Source organism: Streptomyces katrae, assembly GCF_002028425.1.
Taxonomy (GTDB): domain Bacteria; phylum Actinomycetota; class Actinomycetes; order Streptomycetales; family Streptomycetaceae; genus Streptomyces; species Streptomyces katrae_A.
This window is the reverse complement of the sequence record NZ_CP020042.1, coordinates 3840562-3856308: the sequence shown is the minus strand read 5'-3', so window position 1 is coordinate 3856308 and position 15747 is coordinate 3840562. Positions and strand designations below refer to the sequence as shown.

General features: G+C 74.2%; 12 protein-coding genes and 1 pseudogene. 2 read left to right on the top strand and 11 right to left on the bottom strand.

Translation table 11 applies throughout. The features are described from left to right. Positions 1-19: 19 nt before the first annotated feature. Positions 20-1144, bottom strand: coding sequence for an FAD-dependent monooxygenase (locus tag B4U46_RS17495; RefSeq protein ID WP_079428525.1), 1125 nt, complete (start codon positions 1142-1144; stop codon positions 20-22). Between the two features lie 82 nt (positions 1145-1226). On the opposite strand from B4U46_RS17495, the gene B4U46_RS17490 reads away from it, so the two are divergent. Further along, complete coding sequence (locus tag B4U46_RS17490; protein WP_079428523.1) at positions 1227-1787, top strand: TetR/AcrR family transcriptional regulator; 561 nt, start codon at positions 1227-1229, stop codon at positions 1785-1787. A 6-nt stretch (positions 1788-1793) separates the two neighbouring features. Here B4U46_RS17490 and B4U46_RS17485 read toward each other — a convergent pair whose 3' ends face one another. The 10 genes and pseudogenes from B4U46_RS17485 to B4U46_RS17440 all read right to left on the bottom strand — a co-directional run bounded on the left by B4U46_RS17485 (position 1794) and on the right by B4U46_RS17440 (position 13848). Continuing rightward, the gene (locus B4U46_RS17485; protein ID WP_079428521.1) at positions 1794-2771 is read right to left on the bottom strand and encodes an NAD(P)H-quinone oxidoreductase; all 978 of its coding nucleotides are present in this window, start codon (positions 2769-2771) and stop codon (positions 1794-1796) included. A gap of 22 nt (positions 2772-2793) precedes the next feature. After that, entirely contained in the window at positions 2794-3894 is a 1101-nt protein-coding gene (locus B4U46_RS17480) for a potassium channel family protein (protein WP_079428519.1), read from the bottom strand. Continuing rightward, positions 3882-5186, bottom strand: coding sequence for a molybdopterin molybdotransferase MoeA (locus B4U46_RS17475; RefSeq protein WP_420543161.1), 1305 nt, complete (start codon positions 5184-5186; stop codon positions 3882-3884). Before B4U46_RS17475 ends, B4U46_RS17480 begins: the two co-directional genes overlap by 13 nt. Continuing rightward, positions 5183-6088, bottom strand: a complete 906-nt coding sequence (locus B4U46_RS17470; RefSeq protein ID WP_079431826.1) for an NTP transferase domain-containing protein — start codon at positions 6086-6088, stop codon at positions 5183-5185. The genes B4U46_RS17475 and B4U46_RS17470 overlap by 4 nt, the downstream gene beginning before the upstream one ends. A 315-nt stretch (positions 6089-6403) precedes the next feature. After that, the gene (locus B4U46_RS17465) at positions 6404-6943 is read right to left on the bottom strand and encodes a bacterial proteasome activator family protein (RefSeq protein WP_079428515.1); all 540 of its coding nucleotides are present in this window, start codon (positions 6941-6943) and stop codon (positions 6404-6406) included. An 82-nt stretch (positions 6944-7025) separates the two neighbouring features. Further along, positions 7026-9785: an FtsX-like permease family protein gene (locus tag B4U46_RS17460; RefSeq protein WP_237293334.1), complete on the bottom strand. Its 2760-nt coding sequence runs from the start codon at positions 9783-9785 to the stop codon at positions 7026-7028. 101 nt (positions 9786-9886) lie between these two features. After that, positions 9887-10603, bottom strand: a complete 717-nt coding sequence (locus B4U46_RS17455; RefSeq protein WP_079431824.1) for an ABC transporter ATP-binding protein — start codon at positions 10601-10603, stop codon at positions 9887-9889. A 172-nt stretch (positions 10604-10775) separates the two neighbouring features. Beyond that, positions 10776-11441, bottom strand: a pseudogene (locus B4U46_RS17450) (PadR family transcriptional regulator); the annotation flags it as partial. A 71-nt stretch (positions 11442-11512) separates the two neighbouring features. Further along, entirely contained in the window at positions 11513-12040 is a 528-nt protein-coding gene (locus B4U46_RS17445) for a hypothetical protein (RefSeq protein ID WP_079428514.1), read from the bottom strand. Positions 12041-12180: 140 nt separating this feature from the next. After that, positions 12181-13848, bottom strand: coding sequence for a protein kinase domain-containing protein (locus B4U46_RS17440; RefSeq protein WP_079428512.1), 1668 nt, complete (start codon positions 13846-13848; stop codon positions 12181-12183). A 225-nt stretch (positions 13849-14073) separates the two neighbouring features. Between B4U46_RS17440 and B4U46_RS17435 the strand changes: the two genes are divergently transcribed. Next, the gene (locus tag B4U46_RS17435; RefSeq protein ID WP_079428510.1) at positions 14074-15696 is read left to right on the top strand and encodes a protein kinase domain-containing protein; all 1623 of its coding nucleotides are present in this window, start codon (positions 14074-14076) and stop codon (positions 15694-15696) included. Positions 15697-15747 lie beyond the last annotated feature (51 nt).

The following is a 15747-nucleotide window of genomic DNA, read 5'->3' as shown; positions in this document are numbered from 1 at the left end:
GCCGAGCGAAGCCCCGGCGTCAGGCGGGCGGCAACGTGGGCGGGGTCCAGGTCGCCGGGCGGAGGAGGGCCCGGACGGTTGCGCCGGAAGGGGCCAGGCGGAGGGCCGTGTTGCGGGTCGCGACGGCGACGGGGTGGGTGAGGGCGTGGCCCATGCGCCCCGCCCGGCGCGCGGCCCGGGCCACCGCCTGGGTACGGGGCCGCCGCACCGCGTCGTAGCGGGCCAGGCCGGCGGCAACCGGCCCGCCGGCCGCCAGTTCCGCCGCGAGGACCACCGCGTCCTCCAGGGCCTGGCAGGCCCCCTGCCCCAGGTTCGGGGTCATGGCGTGTGCCGCGTCCCCCAGCAGGGCGACCCGCCCGACGGCGTACGCCGGCAGCGGAGTCACCAGCTCGTGGACGTCGTGGTGCAGGACGTCCTCCGGCCGGGTCGCCGCCAGCAGCCGCCCCACCTGCGGGTGCCAGTTCGCGAAGCGGCGCCCCAGGAACCGCAGCGGGTCCGCGTGCCGGATCCCCGCCGGGGCCTTCAGCACGGCGTGCCATTCGGCGCGGCCGTCCGCGAAGCCGATGTGCCCGAACTCCGCCCCCGGCCCCCAGGTCAGCGCGAAGTCCTCGTCCGTGCGGATCGGTTCGGCGGTGATGGCGCGCAGCACCGTCGAGCCGCTGTAGACCGGCCCGGGGTGGTCCGGGAAGAGCTGTGAACGGATTCCGCTGCGCAGCCCGTCGGCCGCCACGACCAGGTCGGCGCCGGGGTCGGTGGCGAGGGTGCCGGATTCCGCCCGCAGGCAGTCCGCCGGGAGGGCGTCCCGCAGCAGGCGGTGGAGGGCCGCGCGGGGGATGCCGGACACCGGGATGCCCAGGGCCCGTTCGAGGGCCCTGCCGTCCATGCGGGACAGCGGACGCCCCCCGGGGGTGCGCGTTCCGCCCGTGTACTGGGGGTGGGCGGCCGCACGGACCGCCGCGCCCACGCCCAGCGCGTCCAGTGCGCGCATCCCGTTGGCGGCGAGGGAGATCCCCGCGCCCGCGTCCTCCAGTACCGGGGCGCGTTCCAGGACCTGCACGTCCCATCCGGTGCGGTGCAGCCCGATGGCCGCCGCCAGTCCGCCGATGCCGCCGCCGATGACCAGAGCCCGACGAGCCGTCGTCATGATGCCGCCCCTCCCGTTTCTACACCTGTAGAAGGCCTGGGGTGGAGGGTACCCCGTGCTTCTACAGGTGTAGAAAGAGGGGGTGAGTGAAGAGCGACGGGTCCTGCTGGCCGATGCCGCCATCGAGGTGCTGGCCGAACTCGGCATGCGCGGGCTGACCCACCGCGCGGTGGACCGGACCGCCGGGCTTCCCCCGGGCAGCACCTCCGCCTACCTGCGCACCCGCGCCGCCCTGCTGACGGCACTGGTACGCCGCCTCGTGGACCGGGACCAGGCCGAACTCCAGGCCGCCGGTGAGCGGACCCCGCTGCCGCGCACCCCCGCCGAGCTCACCGACGGCCTCGCCGCGCTCACCACGGCCCGCCTCACGGGCGAGGGGCGCAGGCGCTCCCTCGCCCGCTACGCCTGCGTACTGGAGAGCGTCCGCGACCCTGAGCTGCGCGAGATCCTCGTCCCGCGCGAGAACGCCGGGCGGGACGTCGTACGCGCCTTCCTGGCCGCGCACGGCGTCCCCGACCCGGAGGGGCGCACCCTCAGCCTCCTGGCCTGCGTCGACGGCCTGGTGCTGGAGCACCTGCCGGCCGGGGTGGCCGAAATCCCCCGGGAGGCCCTGGAGGGGCTGGTCGCCGCCGCCCTGCGCTGAGCGCCGTCAGAACGTCAGGATGAGCTTGCCCACGTGGGTGCTCGACTCCAGGACGCGGTGGGCCTCGGCCGCCTGCTCCACGGGGTACGTCGCGTGGACCACCGGGCGGACCCGGCCCGAGCCGATCAGGGGCCAGACGTGCTCGCGGACCGCCGCGATGATGGCCGCCTTCTCCTCCAGCGGACGGGCGCGCAGCGAGGTCGCCGTGATGGCGCCGCGCTTGGCCAGCAGCATCCGCAGGTCCAGTTCGGCCTTCACCCCGCCCTGGAAGCCGATCACCGCCAGCCGGCCGTTCATCGCCAGCGCCTCCAGGTTCCGGCCCAGGTACTTCGCGCCCATGATGTCCAGGATCACGTCGGCTCCGGCCCCGTCGGTCGCGGCCTTGAGCTCCTCCACGAAGTCCTGCTCGCGGTAGTCGATCAGGATGTCCGCGCCCAGCTCCGCGCAGCGCTCCAGCTTCTCCTTGCCGCCCGCCGTCACCGCCACCCGCGCGCCCACGGCCTTGCCCAGCTGGACCGCCATGGTGCCGATGCCGCTGGAGCCGCCGTGCACCAGCAGGGTCTCGCCCGGGCGGAGTCCGGCGACCATGAACACGTTGGACCACACCGTCGCGACGACCTCCGGCAGCGCGGCGGCCGACACCAGGTCCACGCCCTGCGGGACCGGCAGGAGCTGGCCGGCCGGGACGGCGACCTGCTGCGCGTACCCGCCGCCGGACAGCAGCGCGCACACCTCGTCGCCCACCGCCCAGCCGGACACCCCGGGCCCCAGCGCGGCGATGCGTCCGGAACACTCCAGGCCGGGATAGGGCGAAGCTCCCGGCGGCGGATCGTAGAAGCCCTGCCGCTGCAGGACGTCGGCGCGGTTCACGGCGCTGGCCGCGACCTCGACGAGCACCTCGCCCTCGCCCGCCACCGGATCGGGTACGTCGGCCCAGACGAGGGCCTCGGGGCCGCCCGGCTGCTCGATGGTGATCGCATGCATGGCCCGGAATCTACCGCGCCCGCTACTCGGCCGGGCCCAGGGTGACCTGAGGGGTCGTCGGGGGAGTCGCCCGGACGATGGTGATCAGGCGGTCCGTCAGCTGGAGGGGGCTCGCGTGCGGGTCGTCATACGGCAGGAGCCGGTGCCCGCGCACCACGCTGACCACCAGGTCCTCGGTCTCCCGGACGCCCCGGCCCACCTCCGCCCGGTTCACCGGACGCTCGATCAGGTCCAGGCCGCTGCCCTGCTGGATCAGGTCCTCCATCACCGCGCCCGCCCGCGGGCTGAGCACCGACAGGCCCAGCAGGCGGCCGGCCGCGCTCGCGCTCGTGATGACGGCGTCCGCACCGGACTGCTTCAGCAGCGGCGCGTTCTCCTCCTCGCGGACCGCCGTCACGATCTTCGCGCCCCGGTTGAGCTGCCGGGCCGTCAGCGTCACGAGGACCGCCGTGTCGTCCCGCTGGGTGGCGATGATGATCTGACGGGCCTTCTGGAGTTCGGCGCGCAGCAGTACCTCCGAGCGGGTGGCGTCGCCGACGACCCCGGTGAACCCCTCGGAGTTGGCCATGTCGATGACCTTGGCACTGGGGTCGACGATGACGACCTGTTCCTTCGGGAGGCCCGTCGCCAGCAGGGTCTGGAGCGCCGAGCGGCCCTTGGTGCCGAAGCCGACGACGACCGTGTGCTCGCGCAAGTTCTTCCTCCAGCGGTTCAACCGCCACTCTTCCCTGGTGCGTTCGGTCAGGACTTCCAGCGTGGTGCCGACCAGGATGATCAGGAACAGCACGCGCAGCGGGGTGATCAGCAGGACGTTGACCAGCCGGGCGCCGTCGCTGTACGGGACGATGTCGCCGTAGCCGGTCGTCGACAGGGTGACCGTCGCGTAGTAGACGCAGTCGAGGAAGTCGACCGAGTCGTTGGCGTTGTCGTGGTACCCCTCCCGGTCGAGCCACACGATCAGGACGGTCAGGCACAGCACGAACAGCGCCATCAGCAGCCGTCGCGTGACCTGACGCAGAGGCCTTTCCACCACCCGCTTGGGGAGTTTGACGCGGCGTGCGACGAGCTTCTCGTCCGCGCCGCGCGCCATCGCGTCCTGGCCGTGGAGTTTCACGTGAAACATCCCCCTGCCACCCACGGCAGGTCGAGGACTTCCAGCTCCTGCCCGCTCCGCGCACCGTGCGGCGGTACGACGGCCAGCGCGTCGGCGGCGGCCACCCCGCGCAGCATCGCCGGGCCGTTGTAGCGCAGCGGTACGGCGTGCTCGTCGGTCAGCAGGACCGGCACCAGCCGGGTGTCGTACGGGTGCCCCGGCACGTCCCCCTCGACCGGTACGGCGTAGCGGGGGCGCTGGCGGCGGCCGGCGAGGGAGCGCAGCAGCGGTTCGGCGAGGGTCAGCAGGCCGGAGACGGCGGCCAGGGGGTTGCCGGGCAGGCCGACCACGTGGCGGCCGTCCGTCCGGTCGCCGATACGGGCCAGCAGCATCGGGTGCCCGGGGCGCACGGCGACCCCGTCCACGAGGAGTTCGGCGCCGGCCCGTCGGAGCACGGGGTGGACGTGGTCGACGGGCCCGGAGGCGGTGCCGCCGGTGGTGACGACCAGGTCCGCGGTGGAACCGGTGACGGCCTGGAAGAGGGCCTCGGCCCCGGCGGGGTCGTCGCCGAGGCGGCGGGTGGAGACCACCTCCGCCCCGATGCGGGTGATCCAGGGGTCCAGCATGGGGCTGAGGGCGTCGCGGATCAGCCCGTCGTGCGGCAGGCCCTCGGTGAGCAGTTCGTCGCCGAGGACCAGGATCTCCACGCGGGGCCGGGGCCGGGTGACGAGCTCGTCGTATCCGGCGGCCGCGGCCAGCCCGAGGACGGCGGGGGTGACGAGGGAGCCGGCCGGGAGCAGCGGGTCGCCGGAGCGGCACTCCTGGCCGCGCGGGCGGATGTCCTGGCCCGTGCCGACGCGGCGGGTGGCGTACAGCTGGCTGCCGGACTCGCGGGCGTGCTCGCTGCGGATCACGGCGGTGGTGTCGGCGGGGACCCGGGCGCCGGTGGCGATCCGGACGGCCTCGCCGTCGCCGAGGGGCGCGGGGGCTCCGTCGGCGGTGCCCCCCGCCAGGACCGCCTCGCCGGGGCGGATCGCCCAGGGGCCGGGCCCCGCGACGGCCCAGCCGTCCATGGCGGAGGTGTCGAAGGGGGGCAGGTCGCCGAGGGCGTCCAGGGAGGTGGTCAGCACCTCGCCGAGTGCGTCCGCGAGGGGCACCCGGTGGCTGCGGGACCGCACGGTCGTGCCGGCCAGGGCGGCGGTCTCCCGGGCGCGCTGCCAGGCGGTGGCACGGTGGCCGCCGGCGCCGCCCTCGGCGGCGGGGGTGCGGCTGACCAGGGCCAGGGCCTCGTCCAGGTCGCCGTCGGCGTCGGTACGGGTCACGGAGAGCCGTTCCCCTCGGGGTCGGTGGGCGTGGGGTCGGTGGGCCCGGGGTGGGTGGGCTCGGTTTCCGCCGCCCAGCGCAGTGCCAGGTCGGCGGCCTTCCGGGAGGCCTCGGCGACGGCCTGGGCGGGGTCGGCGCCGGCGGCCTCGGCGCGGGCGGCCGCGTAGCCGACGAGGAAGGTCGTCAGCGGGGCGGCGGGCCGGGCGACCCCGTGGGCGGCGTCACGGGCGAGGTCGAGCAGGGTCTTGGTGTCGACGTCGAGGTCGATGCCGAGCTCGTTCTTGGCGGCGTTGATCCATTGATCCAGCACGTTCCCATGCTCCCTGATCCGGGCGCGGGCCGTCGCCAGGTCCTCCCAGGTGTCGCAGTCGAAGGAGGCGAGTGGCGCAGCGGTGGTGACCCTGGCCAGGTCCAGCTCGGCGGTGAGGGCCTTCAGCGGGAGGCCGTGGAGGGTGCCGTGCTCGGTCGCGAGCAGGGCGATCTCGCGGCGCAGGGATTCGGTGCGGTAGGCGGCGACGAGGGGCTGGTCGCGGCCCTCCGGGTCCCTCAGGAGGGCCCCGTCGCCCGGGCCTGCGGCGGCCGCGGTGAGCAGGGCGCGGACGGTGTCCCGGTCGAGGAAGGGCAGGTCGGCGGAGAGCACGAGGACCACGGCGGCGGTCGTGCGCCGCAGCCCGGCGTGCAGTGCGGCCACCGGGCCGCCGCCGGGCGGGGACTCCAGGGTCCAGTCGACGGGGCGGGCGGTGGGCCTGCGGCCGCCGACGACGACGGTGGCGGCGGCGTCCTGGCAGGCCGCCAGGACGCGGTCGAGGAGGGTGCGGGCGCCTACCGGGAGGGTCGGCTTGTCGGCCCCGCCGAGGCGCCTTGCGGCGCCGCCGGCGAGGACGATGGCGTCGTAGCTCATGCCCATGAGTATGCGCGGGTCATGGGTGCTCTCCCCGCCCCGCCCTTTCTCCGTTTCCACCTCAGACGCCGGTGCGGCTGAAAAGAACCTGGGGGCTCCGCCCCAGACCCCAGCGCCTCAATCGCCGGCGGGGCTGGAATGCGGTGCGGCTGAAAAGGGCCTGGGGGCTCCGCCCTCAGGCCCCAGCGCCTCAATCGCCGGCGGGGCTGGAATGCGGTGCGGCTGAAAGAACCTGGGGGCTCCGCCCCCAGACCCCAGCGCCTCAAACGCCGGCGGGGCTGGAATGCGGTGGGTGCGTCCAGCCCCGTCGGGGGGTTACAGGTACGGGCCCGAGCGGATGGCGCCGTGGGGGCCGTCTTCGTCGTCTTCGTGGGGGGTGCCGGGGGGCAAGGCGCGGCGCATCTGCTCCAGTTGGGCCCTCGCCGCCATCTGCTGGGCGAACAGGGCGGTCTGGATGCCGTGGAAGAGGCCTTCCAGCCAGCCCACCAACTGGGCCTGTGCGATGCGGAGTTCGGCCTCGGACGGAACGGCTTCCTCCGTGAACGGAAGGGAGAGCCGTTCCAGCTCCTCGACCAGCTCCGGGGCCAGGCCGTCTTCCAGTTCCTTCACCGACGCCGCGTGGATGTCCTTGAGACGGACCCGGCTGGCCTCGTCCAGAGGTGCGGCGCGGACCTCTTCCAGAAGTTGCTTGATCATGCTGCCGATCCGCATGACCTTGGCGGGCTGTTCGACCATCTCCGTCACCGGGACCTCGCGCGACTCGTCATCGGCGCCGCCGACCGCCTTCCCGTCCTGTCCCACGATCAGGACGTGCGGGGGACTGTCCTGCGACCGTTCACTCCTCGGCATCTCCATGCCGTCATTCTCTCGCACACCTTCGTTCTCACACGGTGTGCCCCCGCACGGGCGTGATCCACCCTGTGCGGGGGCGGCGGCGTCATCCGGTCGCGCGGCGGGCCAGGGCCCCGCTCGACTTGGTGACCACGGCGGCCAGGAGGGCCGCGCCCAGCGGGACGAGGACCAGGAGGCCGGCCAGGGTCTCCCAGGGGACGGCGATCGGGACGTAGAGGGGCTGGTCCGGCGAGGAGTAGCCCATCTCGATGCTGCGCAGCAGGAGGCTCTGCTGCTCGCGTTCCTGTGTGAGGCGCAGGCCGACCGCGGGCAGGATGCCCGCCGCCGAGCCGAGGACGACGCCCATCAGGGCCACCACCCCGCACTGGAAGCCGCTGAGGGTGCGCCGCACCCGCGGGGCCGCGCCGACCGCCGCCAGGGTCTTCAGGTCGGCCTCGGAGTCGGCCTGGGCCAGCCCGGTCGCGATACCGGCCGCGCCGATGGTGACCAGGGCCGCGAAGACGGCGAGGGCCAGCATCCCGATGGTGCTCTGCTCCTGGTAGCCGCGTTCGATGCGGACGCGGACGTCGGCGCCCGTCCGGTCGATCTCCCCGTCCAGCCGCTGCCGCTGCTCGGTGGTGGCGGCCTTCTCCAGGCTGAAGAAGGCCCCGAACGGGGCCGTGGCGATGCCGGCGGCCTTCGCCGCGGAGGGCGGCAGGACGAGCCCCACTCCCCAGGACTTGAGGCCCGCGGGCGCCTGGTGGACGGTGAGGACCTTGTCCTGTCCGGGCAGTTCGGCGTGGGTCGCGGAGGCCTTCTGCGCGGCCTCCGGGTCGGTGATCAGCCGGAGGGTGACCTTCCCGTCCTTCACGTCGCGGTGGTCGAAGGAGACCGGCTGTCCCGCCCTGAGGGCCGCCACCGAGCCGGGGTCGGTGACCGCCAGGACCTGGAGGAGCTTCTCGTCCGCCACGATCGTCTTGAACGAGGAGCCCGGGCGGTCCGGCATCGCGCAGCGCGGGTCCTGGCGCAGCTTCTTCGCCTCCGCGGGCGGGAAGTCGGCGGGGCCGTGCTCGGACTCGAAGAGCGGGCAGCGCTGTTCCTTGGGGACGATCAGCTCGACCCGACCGCAGCCGGGGGACGCCCCGTAGTCCTCGCAGTTCGGGTTGCCGACCACCAGGCGGTCCACGTCGGCCCGCACCGCCACCGGCAGGTTCCTGCTGAGCATCTCGCGCGCGGGCGGCACCTCCTTGTGGGCGCTGTTCTCGTTGACGCTGAGCAGGCCTGTGCCGTCGGGGAGTTCGGCGACGTACTCGTGGCGGGCCTGGACGTCCTGGCTGTGCTGGTACGTGGACACCGCCACGGTTCCGGCGACGGCGGCCAGCACGGCGGCCACGGCCGGGGCCGTGCGCCCCCGGTTGCGGACGGCGTCGCGCAGCGCGAGCCGCGGCGACAGCGGCAGCCACCGGCCCAGCCGGCCGAACAGCCCGACCAGGAGCGGGGTGAGGGCGACGATGCCCAGTTCGGCGAGGGCGCTGCCGGCCGCGACAAGGCTGGGGCTGACCCGGTAGCGGGTGCCGTAGAGGGCGACGGCGGCGCCGCCGAGGACGGCGAGCAGTCCGATCAGCGGCAGCACCCGGTTGGCGCGCCGGATGCCGCGGCGGCCGGTGAGGGAGGCCAGGACGGGCTGCCGGGAGGCGGTGACGGCGGGGACGAACGCGGCCAGCAGGCCGGTCAGCAGGGCGAGCACGGCGATGCCGGCCAGTTCCGCGGGGCGGAAGTCGAAGCCGCCGAAGCGGACGCCGATCTTCTGCTCCAGGAGCGGCCGCAGTCCGATCGTGAGGCCGATGCCGCCCGAGCAGCCGATGACGGCGGCCACGGCGCCGATGACCAGGCCCCCGGACAGGACGATGGCCCGGATGTGCCGGCGGTCTCCGCCGTTGGCGCCGACCAGGCCCAGCTGGCGTCGGGAGCGCCGGGCGCCGACCGCGAAGGCGGGCCCGGCGAGCAGGCAGACCTCCAGCAGGGCCAGGCCCACGACGGTGGCCACGGTGGCCTGCTCCGTGAACCGGCCCACGTTCAGACCGGGACCGGCGAACCGCTCCTTGCCCTCCTGCGCGTACAGCGGCACCTGGGAGTCGGCGGGCGGGTGCGCCATGACGGCGCGGGAGAGGACGAGCGCGCTCTTGGCGTTCGCCTCCTTGACCATGTTCCACGTGAAACCATCGCCGCCGACCTTCACGAGGAAGGAGTCTGTGACGTTCAGCCCGGGGGCTCCCGTGGCCGCCAGCGCCTTGTCGAGCGGGGCGAGCAGGGTGCCGGGCAGGGCGAGGAGTTCGTCGCGCCTCAGCTCGGAGGGCAGCTCGTACGAGCCCACGATCCGGTACGGGGCCGTGGAGCCGCGCGGTGTCACGGCGGAGCCGACGTAGAGCCCCGAATGCTCCAGGAACGCGGCGGTGGCGATGACCTCGCCGGGGCCGTGGGGCAGCCGGCCGCGCAGGGGCGTGAAGATGCCCTGCGACATCGGGTGGTGGACGTCGAGTTCGCGCAGCTGGGTGCCGAGCAGGCCGTGCCGGGTGTGGACCTTGACGTCGGATGAGCTCATCTGGACGGCTTCGGCACCGGCCGGGACGGCGTCCTTCAGTGGTGCGGGCTTCTTGTCCGGGTCGGGACGGTACTTGTCGAAGCCGCCGACCGGCGCGTAGCTCTGCGCGTCGGGGCGCTGGTAGAGGGGCGCGTCCAGGCCCGTCCGGTCGATCCGGGCGTCGGCGGCGCCGATCTGGCGGGAGATCGTCTGCTGGGGGGTGAGCTCGGCGCTGCGCAGGGTGAGGTCGACGGCGCTGGCCCCGACGACCGGGAGGGCGATCATCACGAGGACCAGGGCGCTGCGGCCCTTGGAGCGCCAGGCGTCGCGGCGGGCGATGCGCAGGGCCGCGATCCACGAGTGGTACCAGGAGGCGAGCGGTGAGGTCACAGGCCGGCCGCCCGCCCGGTGAGCAGCGAGTCGGCGTGGCTGCGCAGGGTCTCGTCGACGACGCTGCCGTCGCGCAGGAACACGACCCGGTCCGCCCAGGCGGCGAAGCGGGGCTCGTGGGTGACCAGGATCCCGGCCGCGCCCGCGTCGCAGCGCAGCCGCAGCAGGGCGAGTACGGACTCCCCGGTCTCGGAGTCGAGGGCGCCGGTGGGTTCGTCGGCCAGGACCAGGCGGCGGTCGCCGACCAGGGCGCGGGCGATGGCCACGCGCTGCTGCTGGCCGCCGGACATCTCGTCGGGGAAGCGGTCGGCGAGGGCGCGCAGGCCGATCTCCTCCAGGGCGGCGAGGGCGGCGGTGCGGGCCTTGCGGGCGGAGGTCCCGTCGAGTTCGAGGGGCAGGGCGACGTTCTCGGCGGCGGTGAGGGCCGGTATGAGGTTGTAGTCCTGGAAGACGTAGCCGATGCTCCGGCGGCGCAGCGCGGACAGCTTGCGGCGTCCGGCGGTGGTGATGTCGACGCCCTCGACCACGACCCGGCCGCTGGTGGGGGTGTCGAGCCCGCCGGCGAGGGTGAGGAGGGTGGACTTCCCGGAGCCGGAGGGCCCCATCACGGCGACCAGTTCGCCGGGGTGGACCGCGAGGTCGATGCCGCGCAGCGCGTGCACCTCGGTGGCGCCGCTGCCGTGCGTGCGGACCAGCTTCTCCAGCCGGAGCACGGGCTGGGCGGCCGCGGGCTTGTGCGGACCCCCCGGGTGGCCGGGGCGGCCGGGGCGGCCGGGATGCGTCGGGCGGCCGGAGGGGCCGCCGTAGCCAGGCTGGTTCGGCTGGTTCGGCTGGCTCGGGTGGGAGCTGTGCTGCTGGTCGGGCATGAAGGGTCCCCCTTTGTAAGGGTCGTTCAGCCCCGCCGCGTGCGGGGGCGGAGCCGGTGGTCGGGCCGGTGGCGGCTGCCGGGGGCGGCGGGGCGCCCGCGTCGTCGGCGGGCGCGGCGGCAGGGCCGGTGACCGCGCCGAGCGCGGCCAGCCGGACGAGCCGGGCCTCGGAGTGGTCGAGCCAGCGGGCCTCGGCCTCGGTCTGGAAGATCAGCTGTTCCAGGACCAGCAGCCAGGCCACGTCGTCGCGTTCGTTCGCCCGCCCGCTCTCGATGGCGGCCAGGGCCTGGGCCTTGAGCCGGGTGTAGTCCTGCATCGCCCCGATCGTGGCGTGCCGCTGGGACTGGATGACGGCGCGGATGTCCACGCCGGGGGCCCCGACGGCCATGGCGAGCTTGATGGCCAGCTCGTCGCGGGGCGGGCTGGTGCGGTCCACCGGCCGCTCGTACCAGGCGTGCAGCTCGGTGCGGCCGGTGTCGGTGATGGCGTAGAGGGTGTGCCCGGCGGTGTCCTCCCCGCCGGGTGCGACGAGCCCGTCGCGTTCCAGGCGGGCCAGGGTGGTGTACACCTGCCCGACGTTGAGGGGCCAGGTGGAGCCCGTGCGGGATTCGAACTCGGTGCGCAGCTGGGAGCCGTAACGGGGGCCCCGTTCCAGCAGTGCGAGAAGGCCGTGACGGATCGACATACTCGGTATGTATACACGGGCATACTCGGTATGTATACCGAGTATGCCCGTGGCCGGACGGCCTTTCGCCCCTATCGGCCCCGCCGCAGCCGTACGCCCATGTACCCCAGCCCCACGCCCATCAGGGCCAGTCCGGTGCCCAGGGGCAGCAGGTGGGCGGCCAGGTCGGCGACCCGTTCGTTCGGTTCGGTGCCCAGTGCCGAGACCGGGGCGCTGTGGCTTGGGGAGGGGCTCGGCGGGGCTGCGGGCCGCCGGGCGGCGGCGGGCTCCCGGCGCTCGGGGCGCGGGGCCGGCCGGACCGGGTGCACGGGCCGGGAGGCGGTGGTGGCCTCGGGGTCGGCCGGGGCGTTCGCGGGCCGCCCCGGGTGCTCCCGCCCGACCCCTGCGGCGCTTCCGGCTAGCTCCTCGTACGCCTCCTCGGGCACGGGGTCGCCCTGGTCGGTGTCGGCCCGCACCGCGGCGGCGGGCAGGTGGGCGGCGGGCAGGCGGACCGCGGGCGCGCGGGCGGAGGTCGCGCACGCGGGGGCGGTGGCCAGCAGCGCGGCGGCCGCCAGGGCGGCTCCGGCCGTCCAGTGCGGGGCGCGGAGGCGTCGGTTCACGGGGTGCCCCTCCCGTTCCGTGCGGCCGGGGCGCCGTGAGGTCGAGGCGCCGCCCTCAGATTGGCACAGGGGGGCAAAACGGGCATCCCGGGACACCCGTCAGGGTGCCCCGGGATGCCCGGGAGCCGAGGGGCCGTCCGCTACGACGGATCGCCGGTGGAGACGATCAGCGTGAACTCCGTGCCGTCCTTGGCCACGTCCGTCCCGGCCTCGGGCAGCTGCTCCAGGACCGTGTCCTGGCCGTAGATGGCCTCGTCGCGCTCGGTGATCTTGTACCTCCAGCCGGCCGCCTGGATGCACAGCTTGACCGACAGCAGGTTCTTGTACCGGAAGTCCGGCGCGACGACCTTCGTCGCGTCCCGGAAGGACTTCGTCGGGCTCTTGCACTGCTCCGCGTCGATCGTGCGCGAGGGGTCCGGGCCCTTGTGCCCCGCCACGGCCGAGGCGGACGCCGACGACGAGGCGCCGGGGCCCGCCGCCTTGTTCTTGTCCTTGGGGTCGTCGCCCATGTTCAGCACGGCGATCAGCCCGCCGATGGCCACCAGGGCCACCGCGATCGCGCCGACCACGACCGGCATGTTCTTCTTCCCGCCGCCCGAGGAGGCCGCCGCAGCGGGCGCCGGGCTGGGCGAGATGGTGAACGGCGGCGGCGTCTGCGGCGCGTACTGGTGCTGGTGCTGCGGCGCCTGCGCCGTGGGCGGGTACGCGTAACCCGGCTGCTGCTGCGCCGCCGAGGGCTGCGCGTACGGGGACGGCGCCGGGGTCTGCGGGGCCTGGTAGGGCTGCTGGAGCGAGTGCGCGGGCGGCGCCTGGAAGGCGGCGTCCACCGGCGGGAACACCGTCGAGCCCACGCCCGCGCCGCTGCCGCCCGTGGCCACGCCCGGGACGATGGCCGGGGCGCCGGTCTGGCCGGCCGAGAGGATCCGCACGATCTCGTCCCGCATGGCCGCGGCCGTGGGGAAGCGCTCGTTCGGGTTCTTCTTCAGCGCCCGCGCCACCAGCGCGTCCATCGCCGGGGTGATGGAGCGGTTGATGGAGGAGGGTGCCACCGGCTCCTCCTGGACGTGCGCGTACGCGATCGCCAGCGGGGAGTCGGCGTCGAAGGGGATACGGCCCGTCAGCAGCTGGAACAGCATGATGCCGACCGAGTACAGGTCGGAGCGGGCGTCCACGCCGCGCCCCAGCGCCTGTTCCGGCGACAGGTACTGCGGGGTGCCGACGACCATGCCGGTCTGCGTCATCGAGGTGACCCCCGACTGCATGGCCCGGGCGATGCCGAAGTCCATCACCTTGACCACGCCGCGCTTGGTCATCATCACGTTGCCCGGCTTGATGTCGCGGTGGACCAGGCCCATCTCGTGGCTGGTCTCCAGCGCGGCCAGCACGTCGGACGTCACCTTCAGCGCCTTGTCCGCCGGCATCGCCCCGTACTGCTGCACGTCCGCGTCGAGGACCGAGCCGAGCGGCCGGCCCTCCACGTACTCCATGACGATGTAGGGCATGACCGCCTCGTCGCCGCCGCCGGCGCCGAAGGTGACGGTTCCCTCACCCGTGTCGAACACCGAGACGATGTTGGTGTGCGACAGTTTCGCAACAGCCTGCGCCTCGCGCCGGAAGCGCTCGCGGAAGGACGCCTCGCGCCCCAGCTCGCTGTGGAGCGTCTTGATGGCGACCTGGCGGTCGAGCGCGGAGTCGTACGCGAGGTAGACCGAGGCCATGCCCCCCTCGCCCAGCAAATCCCTTAGCTGGTAACGGCCACCGGCCAGGGAGCCGCCTGCGTACCGGCCCTGTGTGCCGTCCTGGCTCATGACTGTTGCTTCCCCTCGGGCTCTGTTGCTACGCGTCTGGCTGAGCGCATGTCGCGCCCAGTCTGCCGGAGGGCAAGCACACGTCAAGCCGGTGCCCGCTGCGTGACCACGGGCCTACGCGGTGTCTGTAGCCGAACGGTGACGGGTTCGGAGGCTGTAGCGTTCACCGGAGCACCCGAAGAGGCCCACCGCTAGAGCGGACGAGAGAGACGACGGCGAGGACTGATGGCACCCGAACCCGAGGGAAACGGCGCCGGGATGGCCGACGGTCCTGAGCACTGGGGCGCGGGCGGTCTCGTGGGCGACGGCCGTTACCGGCTGACCCACCGCCTGGGCCGCGGCGGCATGGCGGAGGTCTTCGCCGCCGAGGACGTCCGGCTGGGCCGCACCGTGGCCGTGAAGCTGCTGCGCGCCGACCTGGCCGAGGACCCGGTGTCCAAGGCCCGCTTCACCCGTGAGGCACAGTCGGTCGCCGGCCTCAACCACCACGCCGTCGTCGCCGTCTACGACTCCGGCGAGGACCGGGTCGGCCCGAACGTGGTTCCGTACATCGTGATGGAGCTGGTCGAGGGCCGCACCATCCGCGACCTGCTGATCAGCGCCGAGGCCCCCGGGCCCGAGCAGGCGCTCATCATCGTGTCGGGCGTGCTGGAGGCGCTGGCGTACTCGCACCAGCACGGCATCGTGCACCGCGACATCAAGCCCGCGAACGTCATCATCACCCACTCCGGCGCGGTGAAGGTGATGGACTTCGGCATCGCCCGCGCCCTGCACGGCGCGCAGTCCACGATGACCCAGACCGGCATGGTCATGGGCACCCCGCAGTACCTCTCGCCGGAACAGGCCCTCGGCAAGGCCGTCGACCACCGCAGCGACCTGTACGCCACCGGCTGCCTGCTCTACGAACTCCTCGCGCTGCGGCCCCCCTTCACCGGTGAGACCCCGCTGTCGGTGGTCTACCAGCACGTCCAGGACGCGCCGGTCCCGCCCTCGCAGCTGCCCGAGGGGCACCACATCCCGCAGGAGCTCGACGGCCTCGTCATGCGGTCGCTCGCCAAGGACCCGGACGACCGGTTCCAGAGCGCCGAGGAGATGCGCGGGCTCGTCCAGTACGCCCTCCAGATGCTCCAGGACCAGGGCCCGAACACCGGCACCTGGAACACCGGGCCGGTCGGCATGGCGCTCCCGCACGGTCAGCCCGGCGGCGCGCCGACCTCGATGATGCCCGCGGGCCCGGGCGGCGGCCCCCACACCCCCTACCCCTCGCCCAGCACCACCTCGCAGTTCCAGCGGCCGATGGTGCCCCCGCTGAACCCGGACGACGGCACCGCCTTCCCCGGCGGCGGCCACGGCCCCGGCGGCGGACCGGGCGGCCACGGCGGGTACGACGGCTATGACGGCTACGACGGGTACGACAACCGCTCCGGCGGCGGGAAGTGGAAGGTCTGGCTCTTCGTCCTGCTCGCGGTGCTGGCCATCGCCGGCGGGGCCGCGTACGCGGTCAAGAACGGCCTCGGCACGGGCAGCGGCAACAAGCCCAAGACCAGCGTGAGCAGCCCGGGCACCTCGCAGAGCAGCCCGGGCTCGCAGGACACCCCGTCGACCTCGCCGAGCCCGGAGACGGGCGGCTCGCACGACGAGGACACCTTCACGCCCACCCCGAGCCGCAGCAAGTCCACTCCGAGCACCAGCCTGTCGCCCTCCTCGGGCAGCTCGTCGAGCCCGGAGACCAAGAACCCGACGACCCCGCCGCCGAAGTCCCCCACGGCGGAGCCGCCGACCAACAAGCCGACCCCGCCCAGCGGGGGCGGCGGCGGCAGCCCGGCCGGCGCCGAGGGCGCCGGCTAGCGGTGCATACGTCAAAGGGGCCCGGCGGAATTCCCATTCCGCCGGGCCCCT

Excerpts from the sequence above, each read along its gene's own strand:
- B4U46_RS17495 (WP_079428525.1), bottom strand. The coding sequence starts at position 1,144 with ATGACGACGGCTCGTCGGGCTCTGGTCATCGGCGGCGGCATCGGCGGA.
- B4U46_RS17485 (WP_079428521.1), bottom strand. The coding sequence starts at position 2,771 with ATGCATGCGATCACCATCGAGCAGCCGGGCGGCCCCGAGGCCCTCGTC.
- B4U46_RS17480 (WP_079428519.1), bottom strand. The coding sequence starts at position 3,894 with ATGTTTCACGTGAAACTCCACGGCCAGGACGCGATGGCGCGCGGCGCG.
- B4U46_RS17470 (WP_079431826.1), bottom strand. The coding sequence starts at position 6,088 with ATGAGCTACGACGCCATCGTCCTCGCCGGCGGCGCCGCAAGGCGCCTC.
- B4U46_RS17465 (WP_079428515.1), bottom strand. The coding sequence starts at position 6,943 with ATGGAGATGCCGAGGAGTGAACGGTCGCAGGACAGTCCCCCGCACGTC.
- B4U46_RS17460 (WP_237293334.1), bottom strand. The coding sequence starts at position 9,785 with ATGATCGCCCTCCCGGTCGTCGGGGCCAGCGCCGTCGACCTCACCCTG.
- B4U46_RS17440 (WP_079428512.1), bottom strand. The coding sequence starts at position 13,848 with ATGAGCCAGGACGGCACACAGGGCCGGTACGCAGGCGGCTCCCTGGCC.
- B4U46_RS17435 (WP_079428510.1), top strand. The coding sequence starts at position 14,074 with ATGGCACCCGAACCCGAGGGAAACGGCGCCGGGATGGCCGACGGTCCT.